The sequence below is a fragment of the Frateuria hangzhouensis genome, assembly GCF_026410505.1.
Lineage (GTDB): Bacteria > Pseudomonadota > Gammaproteobacteria > Xanthomonadales > Rhodanobacteraceae > Frateuria_A > Frateuria_A hangzhouensis.
On the sequence record NZ_JAPMIU010000010.1, the window covers coordinates 1 to 14,897 of the forward strand.

14 protein-coding genes are annotated in these 14,897 nt (G+C 68.6%); 8 read left to right on the top strand and 6 right to left on the bottom strand.

Annotated features, from left to right (window positions below; genetic code table 11):
- Positions 1–297 precede the first annotated feature (297 nt).
- Complete coding sequence (locus OSC30_RS11685; protein ID WP_267172030.1) at positions 298–747, top strand: DUF192 domain-containing protein; 450 nt, start codon at positions 298–300, stop codon at positions 745–747.
- A gap of 209 nt (positions 748–956) precedes the next feature.
- Here the strand turns inward: OSC30_RS11685 and OSC30_RS11690 are convergent, their stop codons facing one another.
- Positions 957–1,151, bottom strand: coding sequence for a rubredoxin (locus OSC30_RS11690; RefSeq protein ID WP_267172031.1), 195 nt, complete (start codon positions 1,149–1,151; stop codon positions 957–959).
- Positions 1,152–1,241: 90 nt separating this feature from the next.
- Here OSC30_RS11690 and thiE point away from each other — a divergent pair, with 90 nt between their 5' ends.
- Together thiE and hemL are read left to right on the top strand one after the other, a co-directional pair.
- Positions 1,242–1,880 (top strand): thiamine phosphate synthase, encoded by a 639-nt coding sequence (gene thiE / locus OSC30_RS11695; RefSeq protein WP_267172032.1) that lies wholly within the window; start codon positions 1,242–1,244, stop codon positions 1,878–1,880.
- On the top strand, positions 1,877–3,163 hold the full coding sequence (hemL, locus tag OSC30_RS11700; RefSeq protein ID WP_267172033.1) for a glutamate-1-semialdehyde 2,1-aminomutase: 1,287 nt from the start codon (positions 1,877–1,879) through the stop codon (positions 3,161–3,163). Before thiE ends, hemL begins: the two co-directional genes overlap by 4 nt.
- Positions 3,164–3,223: 60 nt before the next feature.
- Here hemL and OSC30_RS11705 read toward each other — a convergent pair whose 3' ends face one another.
- The 3 genes from OSC30_RS11705 to OSC30_RS11715 form a co-directional block, all read right to left on the bottom strand.
- Positions 3,224–3,643: a VOC family protein gene (locus OSC30_RS11705; RefSeq protein WP_267172034.1), complete on the bottom strand. Its 420-nt coding sequence runs from the start codon at positions 3,641–3,643 to the stop codon at positions 3,224–3,226.
- Positions 3,640–4,881, bottom strand: a complete 1,242-nt coding sequence (locus OSC30_RS11710; protein WP_267172035.1) for an acetylornithine/succinylornithine family transaminase — start codon at positions 4,879–4,881, stop codon at positions 3,640–3,642. The genes OSC30_RS11705 and OSC30_RS11710 overlap by 4 nt, the downstream gene beginning before the upstream one ends.
- A 150-nt stretch (positions 4,882–5,031) precedes the next feature.
- On the bottom strand, positions 5,032–5,853 hold the full coding sequence (locus OSC30_RS11715) for an SDR family oxidoreductase (RefSeq protein WP_267172036.1): 822 nt from the start codon (positions 5,851–5,853) through the stop codon (positions 5,032–5,034).
- A 127-nt stretch (positions 5,854–5,980) separates the two neighbouring features.
- Here OSC30_RS11715 and OSC30_RS11720 point away from each other — a divergent pair, with 127 nt between their 5' ends.
- Both OSC30_RS11720 and OSC30_RS11725 read left to right on the top strand, forming a co-directional pair.
- On the top strand, positions 5,981–6,901 hold the full coding sequence (locus tag OSC30_RS11720) for an ABC transporter ATP-binding protein (protein ID WP_267172037.1): 921 nt from the start codon (positions 5,981–5,983) through the stop codon (positions 6,899–6,901).
- Positions 6,898–8,301, top strand: coding sequence for a hypothetical protein (locus tag OSC30_RS11725; protein ID WP_267172038.1), 1,404 nt, complete (start codon positions 6,898–6,900; stop codon positions 8,299–8,301). Before OSC30_RS11720 ends, OSC30_RS11725 begins: the two co-directional genes overlap by 4 nt.
- A gap of 67 nt (positions 8,302–8,368) precedes the next feature.
- Here OSC30_RS11725 and mpl read toward each other — a convergent pair whose 3' ends face one another.
- Positions 8,369–9,742: a UDP-N-acetylmuramate:L-alanyl-gamma-D-glutamyl-meso-diaminopimelate ligase gene (gene mpl, locus OSC30_RS11730; RefSeq protein ID WP_267172039.1), complete on the bottom strand. Its 1,374-nt coding sequence runs from the start codon at positions 9,740–9,742 to the stop codon at positions 8,369–8,371.
- A 193-nt stretch (positions 9,743–9,935) separates the two neighbouring features.
- Entirely contained in the window at positions 9,936–10,520 is a 585-nt protein-coding gene (locus tag OSC30_RS11735; RefSeq protein WP_267172040.1) for an adenylate kinase, read from the bottom strand.
- A 149-nt stretch (positions 10,521–10,669) separates the two neighbouring features.
- Between OSC30_RS11735 and OSC30_RS11740 the strand changes: the two genes are divergently transcribed.
- The 3 genes from OSC30_RS11740 (at position 10,670) to OSC30_RS11750 (ending at position 14,755) form a co-directional block, all read left to right on the top strand.
- Positions 10,670–11,926: a 6-phosphofructokinase gene (locus tag OSC30_RS11740; RefSeq protein ID WP_267172041.1), complete on the top strand. Its 1,257-nt coding sequence runs from the start codon at positions 10,670–10,672 to the stop codon at positions 11,924–11,926.
- 130 nt (positions 11,927–12,056) lie between these two features.
- Complete coding sequence (locus OSC30_RS11745; protein WP_267172042.1) at positions 12,057–12,377, top strand: RcnB family protein; 321 nt, start codon at positions 12,057–12,059, stop codon at positions 12,375–12,377.
- A 353-nt stretch (positions 12,378–12,730) separates the two neighbouring features.
- Positions 12,731–14,755, top strand: a complete 2,025-nt coding sequence (locus OSC30_RS11750) for a sodium-translocating pyrophosphatase (RefSeq protein WP_267172152.1) — start codon at positions 12,731–12,733, stop codon at positions 14,753–14,755.
- The last annotated feature ends 142 nt before the right edge of the window (positions 14,756–14,897 follow it).

The window sequence follows — 14,897 nt, forward strand, 5'->3', positions numbered from 1 at the left end:
GCACACTGTCAAAGATCAATCACTTGCGACTCTTTCTTCTGAATCGCCCCGAGACGTTTCGTCCCGGGTGAGCCGCCCATTCTACATTCCCTTGCCAGTTCGTCAACACCCTTTTGCGAAGAATTTTTCGTCGGAGGGTGGGGGAGAACCGCTTCGCGAGGGGCGCCTCGTCGAAGGGGCGAGAATCATAGCGCCGACCGGGCACCCTGTGAAGGGGGCGTGGAGCATTTTTCGGGGCCGTTCGGGTGCGGTTCAACCGCTACACTCGAAAACCCACCTTCTTATAGGACGTCCGCGATGAACCGATGGCCGCTTGCGACCCTGTTGCTGATCGTTGCCGGCTGCGCGGCGGCCATGCCGCAGGCACCCGCAACAGTCGAGCTGCATGGCCACCGCTTCTCCACCGAGCTGGCCACGGATGACGCCAGCCGCGAGCACGGCCTGATGATGCGCACGGAACTGGCCGCCGATCACAGCATGCTGTTCGTGTTCCCCGACAGCCAGCCACGCTGGTTCTGGATGAAGAACACGCTTATATCGTTGGACATCCTCTACTTCGATACCGACCGCAAGCTGGTGTCGATGCAGCTGGATGTGCCGCCGTGCAAGGCCGATCCCTGCCCGAGCTACCCGAGCGACGCGCCGGCGCGCTATGTCCTGGAGTTGCCGGCCGGCACTGCACGACGCATCGGCGCGGAGACGGGCGACAAGCTGACGGTCGAGGGCGACATCGGTGCGGTGCGCTGAACTGCGGCACCACGCCGGCAGGGCAGCCCCACCTGATAGGGAACCAGCCGCGACGGATCGATGCGGTCCAGCGCGTCCCACTCATCCTCGAACGGAATGAACTGTTTCATGGCGTGCCTCCTGTGGCTGTGCACGGAGACAGCAAAGCAAACGGCCCGGTCCGCACGATGACGGAACCGGGCCGTTTGATGACGTTCGCAGGGCGCGGATCAGTCGATCTCGACCATCTCGAAATCGTCCTTGGTCGCACCGCAATCGGGGCAGGTCCAGGTATCGGGCACGTCTTCCCAGCGCGTGCCCGGCTCGATGCCCTCTTCAGGCACGCCTAGCGCTTCGTCATAGATGAAGCCGCAGACCACGCACATCCATTTGCGCGTCGCGGAAGGTTGGGCAGCGGTGCTCATCGTCTGGTGTCTTCGTCAGCAAGTGAATGGGTCATTCTCGCAACTCCCCCGCCCGAGCGGAAGCTCGGCGACACACGACAGGATTTCACCATGCCCGACTTTCCATCGCGCGGCCTGTACGCGATCACCGACGGCCCGCGGCCCGATCTGCTCCACGTCGCGCAACAGGCGCTGGCCGGCGGCGCGCGGCTGCTGCAGTACCGGGATCTCAGCGCCGACCAGCCGCGTCGCCTCGCCGAAGCCCAGGCGCTCAAGCGCGTGTGCGATGAGCGCGGCGTGCCGTTGCTGGTCAACGGCGATGCGGCGCTGGCGCAGGCCGTTGGTGCGGCCGGCGTGCACCTGGGCGAGACCACCGAGGATGTGGCGAGCGCGCGCGAGCGACTTGGGCCGCGCGCGCTCGTCGGCGTGTCCTGTTTCGGCTCGCTGGAGCGGGCCCGCGCGATGGTGGCGGCGGGCGCCAGTTATGTCTCCTTTGGTGCCTTCTTTCCCTCGCCGACGTTGCCGCACGCGAAGCTGGTCTTGCCGGACGTGATGAGGCAGAGCGCCGCATTGGGCGTACCGCGGGTGGCGATCGGCGGCATCACGCCGGAAAATGGCGCGATCCTGGTCGACGCCGGCGCGGACTACCTCGCCGCGATATCGGCCGTATTCGGCCATGCCGATGTGCGCGCCGCCGCACAGCGCATGGCCGGCCTCTACCGTCCCCCATCAAGCGAGTCCCCCCGATGACCAGCAACCATGAACTCTTCCAGCGCGCGCAGCAGTTGATGCCCGGCGGCGTCAACTCGCCGGTGCGCGCTTTCAAATCGGTCGGTGGCGAACCCTTTTTCACCGCGCGCGCCGACGGCGCCTATCTGTGGGACGTCGAGGGCACCCGCTACATCGACTACGTCGGGTCGTGGGGTCCGATGATCGTCGGCCACAATCATCCGCGCGTGCGCGAGGCGGTCGAGCGCGCGGTGCGCGATGGCCTTTCGTTCGGCACGCCCTCGCCGGCCGAAGTGACCATGGCCGAGATGATCACGCGGCTGGTGCCTTCGGTGGAAATGGTGCGGATGGTCAACTCCGGCACCGAAGCGACCATGTCGGCGATCCGGCTGGCGCGCGGCGCCACCGGCCGCAGCAAGATCGTGAAGTTCGAGGGCTGCTACCACGGCCACGGCGACAGTTTCCTGGTCAAGGCCGGCTCCGGCGCATTGACCCTCGGCGTGCCAACCTCGCCGGGCGTGCCCAAGGCGGCGGCCGATCTCACCCTCACCGTGCCCTACAACGACCTGGCCGCGGCCGAGGCGCTGTTCGCCGAACACGGCGCCGATATCGCCGGCCTGATCATCGAACCGGTCGCCGGCAACATGAATTGCATCCCGCCCGGGGATGGTTATCTGCGCGGCCTGCGCGAACTGTGCTCGCGTCATGGTGCGCTGCTGATCTTCGACGAAGTGATGACCGGCTTCCGCGTGGCGCTCGGCGGCGCACAGGCCCATTACGGCGTGACCCCGGACCTGACCACGTTCGGCAAGGTCATCGGCGGCGGCATGCCGGTGGGCGCCTACGGTGGACGGCGCGATCTGATGGAACAGATCGCGCCGTCCGGCCCGATCTACCAGGCGGGCACGCTCTCGGGCAATCCGGTGGCGATGGCCGCGGGCCTGGCGATGCTCGAGTTGATCCAGGCGCCGGGCTTCCACGACGCGCTGGCCGCACGCACGCGGCTGTTGTGCGATGGGCTGCAGGCGGTCGCCGATGGTGAAGGCGTGCCGTTCAGTACCAACCGCGTGGGCGGCATGTTCGGCCTGTTCTTCACCGGCGAAACCGTGCAGAGCTACGCGCAGGCGACCGCCGCCGACTCGGCGCTGTTCAACCGCTTCTTCCACGGCATGCTCAAGCGCGGCGTGTATCTGGCGCCGAGCGCGTTCGAGGCCGGATTCCTTTCCAGCGCGCACAGCGAAAAGGACATCGCCGACACGCTGGAAGCGGCGCGCGGAGCGCTGCACGAGGCGAAGCAGGCATAGAATCGGATGTCCTCGCGGCAGGAGCCCGCTTGGGGGCTCCTGCGGTTCCGGTGGCTCGCGCTACCAGTTGCCGGTGTTGGGCATGGACGCCCATGGCTCCTGTGGCGGCAGATGGCCGTCCTGCAGGAGCTCGATCGAGATCCGGTCGGGCGAGCGCACAAATGCCATGTGGCCATCGCGGGGCGGGCGGTGGATGGTGAAGCCCATATCCTTCAGGCGCTGGCAGGTGGCATAGATGTCTTCCACACGGAAAGCCAGGTGGCCGAAGTTGCGCGCCGAGCCGTAGTCCTCGTCCGAAGCCCAGTTGTACGTGAGTTCGATTTCCGCCCCGGGACTCTCTGGCGCGGCCAGGAACACCAGGGTGTACTTGCCCTCGGGGACTTCCTTGCGGCGCACCTCGCGCAATCCCAAGCCCTCGCAGTAGAAGCGCAGCGAGGCGTCCAGGTCGTGTACGCGAACCATCGTGTGCAGGTATTTCATGGCGTCTCTCCGTCTGGCGCGAGAAAAGCGGCGAGGGCCGCGCGCAGGCGCTCCAAACCTTCGGCCAGTTCCTCGTCGGTAATGGTCAACGGCGGCAGCAGGCGCAGCACGTCGGGGCCGGCCTGCAACAGCAGCACGCCATGGGCGGCGGCCATGTCGAGGATGGCCCCGGCTTTGCCGCGATGCGCTCCGGCCAGGGCCGCACCCAGCATCAGGCCGCGCCCGCGCACTTCCTCGAACAGGCCCAGCTCGGCGTCGATGGCCGCCAGACCCTCGCGCAACTGGTTGGCCTGGCGTTCGACGTTGAGCAGCACCGCCGGCGAGCCCAGCTTGGCGAGCGCCACGCGCGCCACCGCCGCCGCCAGCGGGTTGCCGCCAAAGGTCGAGCCGTGCGCGCCCACCTGCATGACCTGGGCAACCTTCGGCCCGGCCAGCATGGCGCCGATCGGGAACCCGGCGCCGAGCGCCTTGGCCAGCGTCACGATGTCCGGTGTCACGCCATCCTGCGCATGCGCGAACAAGGTGCCGGTGCGCGCCATGCCGCACTGGATCTCGTCCAGCACCAGCAATGCGCCGTGGCGATCGCATAGCTCGCGCACCTGCGCCAGGAAGCCGGGGGCGGCCGGGCGCACGCCGCCCTCGCCCTGCACCGGCTCGAGCATCACCGCGGCAACGTCGCCGGGCGCAAAAGCTCCTTCGAGCGCGGAGACGTCGTTGAAGTCGATGTAGCGGAAGCCCCCCGGCAGCGGCTCGTAGCCTTCCTGGTATTTCGGCTGCGCGGTGGCGGTCACGGTGGCCAGCGTGCGGCCGTGGAAGGAGCCGCGGAAGGTGACGATCACGCGCCGGTCGGGCGCGCGCCCCTGCGCCGTGGCACAGCGACGCACGAGCTTGATCGCGGCCTCGTTCGCCTCGGCGCCCGAATTGCACAGGAACACGCGCTCGGCGAAGCCGGAGGCCTCCACCAGCTCCTGTGCCAGCAGCAGCGGCGGCTCGGTGTAGAACACATTGCTGCTGTGCCAGAGCTTGTGCGCCTGCGCGGTGAGCGCGGCGAGCAGGTCCGGATCCTGGTGGCCGAGGCCGTTCACCGCGATGCCGGCACCGAAATCGACGTAGTCCCGCCCCTGGACATCCCACAGCCGTGCACCGCGGCCGTGGTCGAGCACCATCTCGCGTGGACGATACACCGGCAGCCAATAGCGCCGGGCCAGGTCGATCAGCGATTCGTCGTGCGGGGACATGGCCTCTCCGGCGGCGCGGGGGCACCGTCGCAACATGCAGGGAATACGACCGGGACGTCGTGCGCACATGCTAGCACCGGCGGCGGCCCGGGCCGCTGACCGGAGGCTGCATGAGACGCCGGGCGGAAGGCGTCATTCCGCCAAGGCAGGTCAATCCAGGAACAGGTCCGGTAGCAAAGGGGTTCCGGGCTGGACGGCGTAGCGCTCGAAGTCGACCACGCCCTCATCGCGAAGTACTTCTTCGTCGAGGGCGAAGTACCCGCTGTACTCGCTCGCCGGGCGGGTCAGCAGGGCGTGGGCAGCGTCGGCGACGATCTCCGGACGGCGGCACTGTTCCGCGCGCACGCCTTCGATCATGCCGATCGCCGCGGTAGCGATCACCGTACGCGGCCACAGCGCGTTTACCGCGATGCCGAGCGGCGCGAACTCCGCGCTCATGCCGAGCACGCACAGGCTCATGCCCATCTTGGCGATGGTGTAGGCGGTGTGCGGCGCGTACCACTTGGGGTCCAGGCTGGGCGGCGGCGCCAGCATCAGCACATGCGGGTTGGTCGCGCGCTTGAGATGCGGCAGGCAGGCCTGGGTAACCAGGAAAGTGCCGCGCGTGTTCACCTGCTGCATCAAATCGAAGCGCTTGGCCGGGGTGCCTTCCACCCCGGCCAGCCAGATCGCGCTGGCGTTGTTGACCACGATGTCGATGCCGCCGAAATGGTCGGCCGCCTGCGTCACGGCGGCCTGGACCTGGGACTCGTCGCGGATGTCCACCTTGAGCGCCAGCGCCCGTCCGCCGGCCTCCTCCACGGCGGCCGCGGCGGTATGGATGGTGCCGGGCAGCCGCGGATTGGGCACGCTGCTCTTGGCGGCGATCGCCACATTGGCGCCATCGCGGGCGGCACGCAGCGCGATCGCCAGGCCAATGCCGCGCGAGGCGCCGGTGATGAACAGGGTCTTGCCGGCCAGCGAGTTATCCATGAGGGTGCCGAGTTTCGCAGGGGAGCACAGAATACCCCCGCCGCCGCGCCGGCCCGGATGACAACCATCACTGGACGCGACGGGCACGGCACTCCACAGTGCGGCGGTCACACCGGAGCCCGCGCCGATGGCCACCCTGCTGCCCTTTCCCGCCCCGCCCGCGTCTACCGCCAGGCCGGCCCCGGTGCTGCGCGTGCAGGGCCTGCGCAAGGCGTTCGAACGGCGCGAAGTGCTGTGCGGCGTCGACTGGGAGGTGCCGACCGGCCGCGTGATCGGCCTGCTCGGCCGCAACGGCGCGGGCAAGACGACCCTGCTGCGCTGCCTGCTCGGACTGGCTCCGGTCGACGGCGGCACGATCGAGCTGTTCGGCGAGCCGATGGCCGAACCGGGCGGCGAGCGCCTGCACCGGGTCGGCTTCGTGCCGCAGAGCTTCGAGCTGTTTCCGTGGATGAAGGCCGGCGCGTACCTGGATTTCACCGCGGCCTTCTATGCGCGCTGGAACCACGCGCTCGCCGGGCGCCTGCTGCGGGAATGGCAACTCGACCCGACGCAGAAGATCGGCCGGCTTTCGCAGGGCCAGCGGCAGAAACTGGCGATCGTGCGCGCGATCGCGCCAGAACCAGACCTGCTGGTGCTGGACGAGCCGGTCGCCAGCCTCGATCCGCAGGCACGCCGTGCCTTCATGGGCGAACTGCTGGCGCTGATGGACGCGCCCGGCAAGACCGTGATTTTCTCCACCCACATCACCGCCGACCTGGAACGCGCCGACGCCGACATCGCGCTGTTGCGCGATGGCCGCATCCAGTTCACCCGGCCACTGGCGGAGCTGAAGTCGCGACTGTCCCGCGCGATACTCAGCCGACCCGCCGGCTGGACCGCGCCGCCCGCCATCGCGGGCGTACTCAAGTCGCGCGTGGCCGGCGCCAGCGTGCACCTGCTGCTGGAAGACGTGCCGGCCGAACGGTTGCACCAGCTTGCCAAGGACGAAGACGCCAGCCTGCGCATCGACATGCCCACGCTGGAGGATCTGTTCGTGGAACTGGCATGAAGGCGGTCGCCCAGCTGTGGCTGCTGCCGTCCCGGCAGATGCCGCTGCTTGGCGTAGTCGCCCATCTGGCCTGGCTGACCGCGCTGGCCTGCCTGATCGGCATCACGCCGCGCGCCGAGGGCGCGTCGATCGGCGCCGGCGTGCTGGCGATGGGCAGCTGGTTCTGGCACCTGGGCCTGGCCTCCACGTTGCGCGGCGCGTGCCAGCCGGAAAGCTTCCTGCTGCCGGCATTCCGCCGCCACCTGGCGGTCTTCGGGCTGGTCGACGCGACGATCTGGGTCGGCCTGCCTGTCGTAGTGGCACTGGCTTTCGGCGTACCGCACGCCTTATTGGGCGGGACGCTGCTGCTGCTCGCCGCGGCGATGGGTTTCGCAATGGGCGTGGAGCGCTGGATCAGCCTGCTGTTCTGGCCGCTGCTGGTGCTGGCCGGCTGGATGCCCGGGTTGATGGTCGCGATCGTGCACGATGCGCTTGCCTCGCCAATGACGCTGCCGCTGTTGTTGCTCGTCGCCGCATTGCTGCTGCGGCTGGCGCTGCATCCGATGTTGCGGATTAACGACCGGCCGCCGGACACTTCGCCGCTGGAAGGGTTGAGCCTGGGGCGCGGCGCCACTTCCGACAACGTGCCGCGGCGCAGCGCACTGGGGCGACGCTTCGAGGGATGGTTCGATGCGATCGCGCAGCAATCGATGGAACGGGCGCTGGCGCGCTATCGCGAGCGGCCCGGCACGAGGCGCCGTCGCGTGCTGCTGCGCCGCCTGCTGTTGCCGCATGACAATCCGGTGGCAATCGCCTTGCGCGTGGCGATCATGGCGCTGTTCGCCACGCTGTACGTGGTGGTGGCGTTGCATCGCCAGCACTTCAACGCGACCGTCGTGGGCGCCTACGCGGTGCTGATCGCACTGGCCCGCTTTCCGCAGGTCGGCCGCGGCATGCAGCGCATGCGGCCCAACCTGGCCGACCTCTATCTGACGATGGCGCCCGGCACGCGTTCGCAATACCAGCAGGCCCTGGCCGATGCGCTGCTGGTGCTGGTACCGATCGGCACGCTCACCGCGCTGGCCTATACCGCGCTGGGCATCGTGCTCATCCGCGCGGCCCAGCCGGGGCTGATGCTGCTGGTCACGTTGATCGTCGCCACGGGCGGCGGGCTGGTGTCGCTGGCGGTCCACCTGATCGGACCGCAGGGCGCGGTGGGACGGCAGGTAGTCAATGCGGTGGTGCTGATGGGGACCGTGGCGATGTACTGGGCCGGCGTGTGGGCGGTCGACACGCTGGGGCATGTCGCCGGCGGCGGCCTGCTGGCGCTGGTGGTGCTCGGGTTCGGGCTCGGCGTGTGGTTCGCGGCGCAACGCGAGTATCTGCGGCGCGATCCGTGTTTCGACGCACCGCTGTCGTAAGCACGCCCTGCAGCGAGTCCCGGACCACTTCGCTGCCTGGCCCGCCACTGTTCCTTGTAGGAGGCTCCTACAGATTGTCGTCCGGGCGGGCGAGCGCCTCGACGAAACGGCGCGGTGCGTTCTCGAAGCCACCATTGGACATGAACACCACGTGGTCACCGGGCTGGGCCTGCGCGCGCAGCGCTTCGATCAGCGCATCCACACCCGGCACGGTGCGTCCGCGCCCCTGCAATGCGCCGGTGACGCGGGCGGCGTCCCAGGGCAGTTCCGGACGATGCAGGAACACTACGGAGTCGGCATCGGCCAGCGATGGCGCCAACCCCGCCGCATGCGCACCCAGGCGCATCGAGTTCGAGCGCGGCTCCAGCGCGACCAGGATGCGCGCCTTGCCGACCCTGGCACGCAGGCCTGCCAGCGTGGTGGCGATGGCCGTTGGATGATGGGCGAAGTCGTCGTAGACGCGCACGCCGGCCTCCTCGCCCACCAGCTCCATGCGTCGCTTGACGCTGTGGAAATCGGCGAAGGCCGGCAGCAGCGCGCGCGGCTCGGCGCCGCCGGCCGCGGCCGCGGCCAGCGCGGCCAGCGCGTTGAGCACGCTGTGGTTGCCCAGCAGCGACCAGCGCACGTCGCCGATCGTCTCGCCCCGGTATGCCACCGCGAACGCCGAACCGTCGGCCTCGATCAACCGCGCCTGCCAGTCCCCCTCGCCGATGCCGAAGGTTTCCACCGGCGTCCAGCAGCCCATCGCCAGTACTTCGGCGAGGTTGGCGTCGTGCGCGTTGACGATCAGCCGGCCGTTGCCGGGCACGATGCGTACCAGATGGTGGAACTGGCGCTGGATCGCGGCCAGGTCCGGGAAGATGTCCGCGTGGTCGTACTCGAGGTTGTTGAGGATGGCGACGCGCGGACGGTAATGCACGAACTTCGAACGCTTGTCGAAGAACGCGGTGTCGTACTCGTCCGCCTCGATGGCGAACGGCGCCGTGCGCTCGCCCAGCCGCGCGGAGACGCCGAAGTTGCCCGGCACGCCGCCGATCAGGAAGCCCGGCGCCATCCCGGCACTGTCCAGCAGGTGCGCCAGCAGGCTGGTGGTGGTGGTCTTGCCGTGCGTGCCGGCCACCGCCAGCACGTCGCGCCCGGCCAGCACCGTCTCGCCCAGCCACTGCGGTCCGGAGACGTAGCGCAGGCGGTGGTCGAGCATGTGTTCGACCGCCGGATTGCCGCGGGTCATCGCGTTGCCGACCACCACCAGGTCCGGTGCCGGCTGCAGGTGTCCGGCCGTATAGCCGTCCATCAGACGGATGCCGAGCGCCTCGAGCTGGGTGCTCATCGGCGGGTAGACGCTGGCGTCGGAGCCTTCGACGGCGAGGCCGAGCTCGCGCGCGAGCGCGGCGACGCCGCCCATGAAGGTGCCGCAGATGCCGAGGATGTGCAGGCGCATGTGTTTGGAGACCCTCCCTCTCGCCGGTTGGGGCTCCCCTCTCCCGCCGGGAGAGGGGCTGGGGGTGAGGGTACGGGGCTTGCGGGGAGGTGGGGCTTTCGATGAATCGGCGGCCACTCGCTGCGCCCGGCCCCTCACCTCAACCCTCTCCCCCGTGTTTGACCATAAATGGGGAGAGGAGGCGGAGTGCGTGTCAGCCGTTGGCGGCGGCGGACTCGCTCTCCAGCGCGCGCTTGATGCGCGCGGTGACTTCATCCAGCTCGCCGACGCCGTCGACCACCTGCAGCTTGCCGCGCTTGGCGTAGAAGTCCGCCACCGGCGCGGTCTGCTCGGCGTAGATGCCCAGGCGCCGGCGCACCGTATCGGGGTTGTCGTCGGCGCGGTTCTCGGCCTGGAAGCGGATCTGACAGCGGCCGATGATTGCCTCGCTGGGCACTTCCAGCTTGACCACCGCATCCAGCGGCTGGCCGATGCGGGCCAGCAGGTGGTCCAGCGCGTCGGCCTGGGCCAGGTTGCGCGGGTAGCCGTCGAGGATGAAGCCGTTGCGAGCGTCGTCCTGCGCCAGTCGCTCTTCCAGCATGCCGAGCAGGATGTCGTCGGAGACCAGTTGGCCAGCGTCCATCACTGCCTTGGCCTTGATACCGAGCGGCGTGCCAGCGGCAACCGCGGCGCGCAGCATGTCGCCAGTGGAGATGTGCGGTACGTTGAGGTCGGCCTTCAGCCGCGCCGCCTGCGTGCCTTTGCCCGAACCGGGCGCACCGAGTAGGACGAGTCGCATAATGCTCCGGGGCGTGAGGTCCGCGCGCACGCTGCGGCGGTTCGCCAGATTTCACCCAAGGGGTGTCAAATTAGCGTCTGGACCCGGCCCAGTCAAACGAGCGCGCCGCCCGATCGGCGCCAAGCCACTGTTCCACAAGGAGATCACGCATGCCCTCCCACCCTGGCCGCCTGCTCTACGCACAGTCCGGTGGCGTCACCGCCGTGATCAATGCCACCGCCGCCGGCGTGATCGAAACGGCGCGGTCCAGGGGAGTGCCGGTCTATGCGGCGCGCAACGGCATCCTCGGCGTGTTGCGCGAGGACCTGATCGATACCGGCAAGGAACCCAAATCGGCCATCGCGGCGCTGCGCCATACGCCCGGCGGGGCCTTCGGTTCGTGCCGCTACAAGCTCAAGTCGCTGGAGGCCAACCGCGCCGAGTACGAGCGGCTGATCGACGTACTGCGCGCACATGACATCCGCTGGTTCCTCTACAACGGCGGCAACGATTCGGCCGACACCGCGCTGAAGATTTCGCAACTGGGCAAGGCGATGGACTACGACATCCGCTGCATCGGCGTGCCCAAGACGGTGGACAACGACCTGGCGGTGACCGACTGCTGCCCGGGTTTCGGCTCGGTCGCCAAGTACACGGCGGTCTCGGTGCTGGAGGCCAGCCTGGACGTGGCCTCGATGGCCGATACCTCGACCAAGGTGTTCATCCTGGAGGTGATGGGTCGCCATGCCGGCTGGATCGCCGCCGCCGCGGGCCTGGCCGGGGATGGCGCGGATGCGCCGCCGCACCTGATCCTGTTTCCCGAGAACGTGTTCGACGAGGCTGCTTTCCTGGCCAAGGTCAAGGCCACGGTCGAGCGCGTGGGCTGGTGCACGGTGGTCGCCTCCGAGGGTGTGCGCGACGCGGCCGGGCGCTTCCTGGCCGAGGGCGGCACGCGCGATGCGTTCGGCCATGCGCAACTGGGCGGCGTGGCCTCGGTGCTGGCGCAACGGGTCAAGGACAAGCTCCAGTACAAGGTGCACTGGGCGCTGCCCGATTATCTGCAGCGCTCGGCACGGCATCTGGCCTCGGCCACCGATGCGCTGCAGGCCTATGCGGTCGGCCGCGCGGCGGTGGAGTTCGCGCTGGGCGGAATGAACGCGGTGATGCCGGTGATCGTGCGCACCTCCGAGACGCCCTATCGCTGGAAGATCGAGCCGGCGGAACTGAAGAAGATCGCCAACCGCGAGAAGAAGCTGCCCAAGGGCTTCATCCGGCGGGACGGTTTCGGCATCACCGCGGCCGCGCGGCGCTACCTGTCGCCGCTGATCCGCGGCGAGGCGCCGCCACCCTACGGCAAGGACGGTCTGCCGGCGTACGCCGTCCTGCGCAACGCGGGGGTAACCAGGCGGCTGCCTGCCTTCCCGTGAGCCTGCGGGCGCCGGTTTCTTTGCTGAGCATCACGTGAAGGCCGCGTGCAGGCGGCTACCATGTATTCAGTTGCGGCTTCCTAGGCTGCGAATCACCCGGATCCCTGCGACCGGCCAAGGGAGAAACACGATGAAGATCCTGCTGAGCGCGCTGCTTGCCCTACCCCTGCTGGCCGCCAGCGGCGCCGCGCTGGCCGACCACGACCATGGTCGCGGCCACGGCCACGGTCACGACAAGCATCACGGCCACGACCAGGGCTGGCATGGCCATCGCCACCACCATTGGGAGCGCGGCCATCGCTACGATGGCCGCGTCGTGATCGTGCACGACTACGAGCGCGTCCGTCTGCGTCCGCCGCCGCGCGGCTACCACTGGGTGCGTGACGACAACAACGACTACGTGCTGGTCGCCATCGCCACCGGCATCATCCTGGACTACGTGCTCAACTGAGGCATGCGGTACGTCTCGCGGCCGGGGCGGTGACGCTTCGGCCGCGTGCTTTTCAATGCTTGGCTTGCGCGCCGCAGGTTGCGCCCCTGGCCCATCGTCCCATCCAGGCGACGGCCTCCCGCTCTGCCCCGCTCTTCCCTCGAGCTTCGCCGGAGGTGAGAACACTGGAGGCCGGGCGGGCAGCGCCCCTCGATGGCTCGGCGCTGCGGCGCACAACAATCAATCACGTCTCCCCTGCCTATACTCGCCGAGGCCGCTATCGAAGCGGTCTTGGGGCGAGCTGCCCGTGAGGCAACCCGCCTGCCGCGGTATCCACTCACCTGGGGAGGCACCGAATGCAGCAGCAGGACGGTATGTGGTTGTGGATCGCGCTGGGGTGCGCGGTCCTGGCGATACTCTACGGTTTGGTCTCGGTACGCTGGGTGCTCAGCCGTTCGGCGGGCAACGAGCGCATGCAGGCAATTGCCGCGGCCATCCAGGAAGGCGCGCGCGCCTACCTCAATCGCCAGTACGGCACCATCGCGCTGGCGGGCATCGTCCTGCTGGTTCTCATCGGCTTCTTCCTCAGCTGGTACACGGCGATCGGGTTCCTGATCGGCGCGGTGCTTTCCGGCGCCACCGGCTACATCGGCATGAACGTCTCGGTGCGCGCCAACGTGCGTACCGCCGAGGCTGCGCGCAGCGGCATGCGTGCGGCGATGGACGTGGCGTTCCGCGGTGGCGCGATCACCGGCATGCTGGTGGTCGGCCTGGCGCTGCTGGGCGTGACCGGCTACTGGCTGATCCTCAACAAGCTGGGCGTGCCCGACCCGCTGCACCCGCTGGTGGGCCTGGCCTTCGGCAGCTCGCTGATCTCGATCTTCGCGCGCCTGGGGGGCGGCATCTTCACCAAGGGTGCCGACGTCGGCGCCGACCTGGTCGGCAAGGTCGAGGCCGGCATTCCCGAGGACGACCCGCGCAATCCGGCGGTGATCGCCGACAACGTGGGCGACAACGTCGGCGACTGCGCCGGCATGGCCGCCGACCTGTTCGAGACCTACGCGGTGACGGTGATCGCCACCATGCTGCTCGGCGGGCTGATGTTTACCAACGACCCGCACGCGGTGCTCTACCCGCTGGTGCTCGGCGGCGTCTCCATCATCGCCTCGATCATCGCCACCTTCTTCGTCAAGGTGCGCGAGGGCGGCTCGATCATGGGCGCGCTGTACAAGGGCGTGATTGTCTCGGCGGTGCTTTCCGCGGTCGGCTTCTGGTTCGTCACCCGCGAGCTGCTGCCGCAGGGCCTGCCCACGGCCGACGGCGGCATCAGCAGCATGTCGATCTTCTGGTGCGCGTTGATCGGCCTGGTGCTGACCGGCCTGATCGTGTGGATCACCGAGTACTACACCGGCACGCAGTACAAGCCTGTGCGACACATCGCACAGGCCTCCACCACCGGCCACGGCACCAACATCATCGCGGGCCTTGGCGTGTCGATGAAATCCACCGCGTGGCCGGTGATCGTGGTCTGCGCCGCGATCTGGGGCGCGCACTACCTGGCCGGCCTCTACGGCATCGCCATCGCGGCCACCGCCATGCTGTCGATGGCCGGCATGATCGTGGCGCTGGACGCCTACGGCCCGATCACCGACAACGCCGGCGGCATCGCCGAGATGGCCGACCTGCCGCCGGAAGTGCGCGGCATCACCGACCCGCTCGATGCGGTGGGCAACACCACCAAGGCGGTGACCAAGGGTTACGCGATCGGCTCGGCCGCGCTCGCGGCGCTGGTGCTGTTCGCCGACTACACGCACAACCTGGCGGTGAACAACGCCGGGCAGACCTTCGCCTTCGACCTGTCCGACCACATGGTGATCATCGGGCTGCTGATCGGCGGCCTGATCCCCTACCTGTTCAGCGCCATGGCGATGGAAGCGGTCGGTCGCGCCGCCGGCGCGGTGGTGGAGGAAGTGCGCCGCCAGTTCCGCGACATCCCCGGCATCATGCAGGGCACCGGCAAGCCGGACTACTCGCGCGCGGTGGACATGCTCACCCGCTCGGCGATCCGCGAAATGATCGTGCCCTCGCTGTTGCCGGTCGCCGTGCCGATCGTGGTCGGCCTGGTGCTGGGGCCGAAAGCGTTGGGCGGCGTGCTGATCGGCACCATCGTCACCGGCCTGTTCGTGGCCATCTCGATGACCACCGGCGGCGGTGCCTGGGACAATGCCAAGAAGTACATCGAAGACGGCAACCACGGCGGCAAGGGCTCGGAGGCGCACAAGGCGGCGGTCACCGGCGACACCGTGGGCGATCCGTACAAGGACACCGCCGGCCCCGCGGTCAATCCGCTGATCAAGATCATCAATATCGTGGCGCTTTTGTTGATCCCGTTGTTGTAACCGGCTCGGGACCAGCTCCCTCTCCCCTCCGGGCAGAGGTTTGGGTGAGGGGCTGCTCTTGCGATTGACCACTACCGAAGGCCCTTCACGGGCCTTCGCTTTTGTTGGATGCAGGGAGCTGAGCGCGGTGACTTTCCCCACA

Excerpts from the sequence above, each read along its gene's own strand:
- OSC30_RS11725 (WP_267172038.1), top strand. The coding sequence starts at position 6,898 with ATGAAGGCGGTCGCCCAGCTGTGGCTGCTGCCGTCCCGGCAGATGCCG.
- OSC30_RS11750 (WP_267172152.1), top strand. The coding sequence starts at position 12,731 with ATGTGGTTGTGGATCGCGCTGGGGTGCGCGGTCCTGGCGATACTCTAC.
- OSC30_RS11740 (WP_267172041.1), top strand. The coding sequence starts at position 10,670 with ATGCCCTCCCACCCTGGCCGCCTGCTCTACGCACAGTCCGGTGGCGTC.
- thiE (WP_267172032.1), top strand. The coding sequence starts at position 1,242 with ATGCCCGACTTTCCATCGCGCGGCCTGTACGCGATCACCGACGGCCCG.
- OSC30_RS11690 (WP_267172031.1), bottom strand. The coding sequence starts at position 1,151 with ATGAGCACCGCTGCCCAACCTTCCGCGACGCGCAAATGGATGTGCGTG.
- OSC30_RS11685 (WP_267172030.1), top strand. The coding sequence starts at position 298 with ATGAACCGATGGCCGCTTGCGACCCTGTTGCTGATCGTTGCCGGCTGC.
- OSC30_RS11745 (WP_267172042.1), top strand. The coding sequence starts at position 12,057 with ATGAAGATCCTGCTGAGCGCGCTGCTTGCCCTACCCCTGCTGGCCGCC.
- OSC30_RS11715 (WP_267172036.1), bottom strand. The coding sequence starts at position 5,853 with ATGGATAACTCGCTGGCCGGCAAGACCCTGTTCATCACCGGCGCCTCG.
- OSC30_RS11710 (WP_267172035.1), bottom strand. The coding sequence starts at position 4,881 with ATGTCCCCGCACGACGAATCGCTGATCGACCTGGCCCGGCGCTATTGG.
- OSC30_RS11705 (WP_267172034.1), bottom strand. The coding sequence starts at position 3,643 with ATGAAATACCTGCACACGATGGTTCGCGTACACGACCTGGACGCCTCG.
- mpl (WP_267172039.1), bottom strand. The coding sequence starts at position 9,742 with ATGCGCCTGCACATCCTCGGCATCTGCGGCACCTTCATGGGCGGCGTC.
- hemL (WP_267172033.1), top strand. The coding sequence starts at position 1,877 with ATGACCAGCAACCATGAACTCTTCCAGCGCGCGCAGCAGTTGATGCCC.
- OSC30_RS11720 (WP_267172037.1), top strand. The coding sequence starts at position 5,981 with ATGGCCACCCTGCTGCCCTTTCCCGCCCCGCCCGCGTCTACCGCCAGG.
- OSC30_RS11735 (WP_267172040.1), bottom strand. The coding sequence starts at position 10,520 with ATGCGACTCGTCCTACTCGGTGCGCCCGGTTCGGGCAAAGGCACGCAG.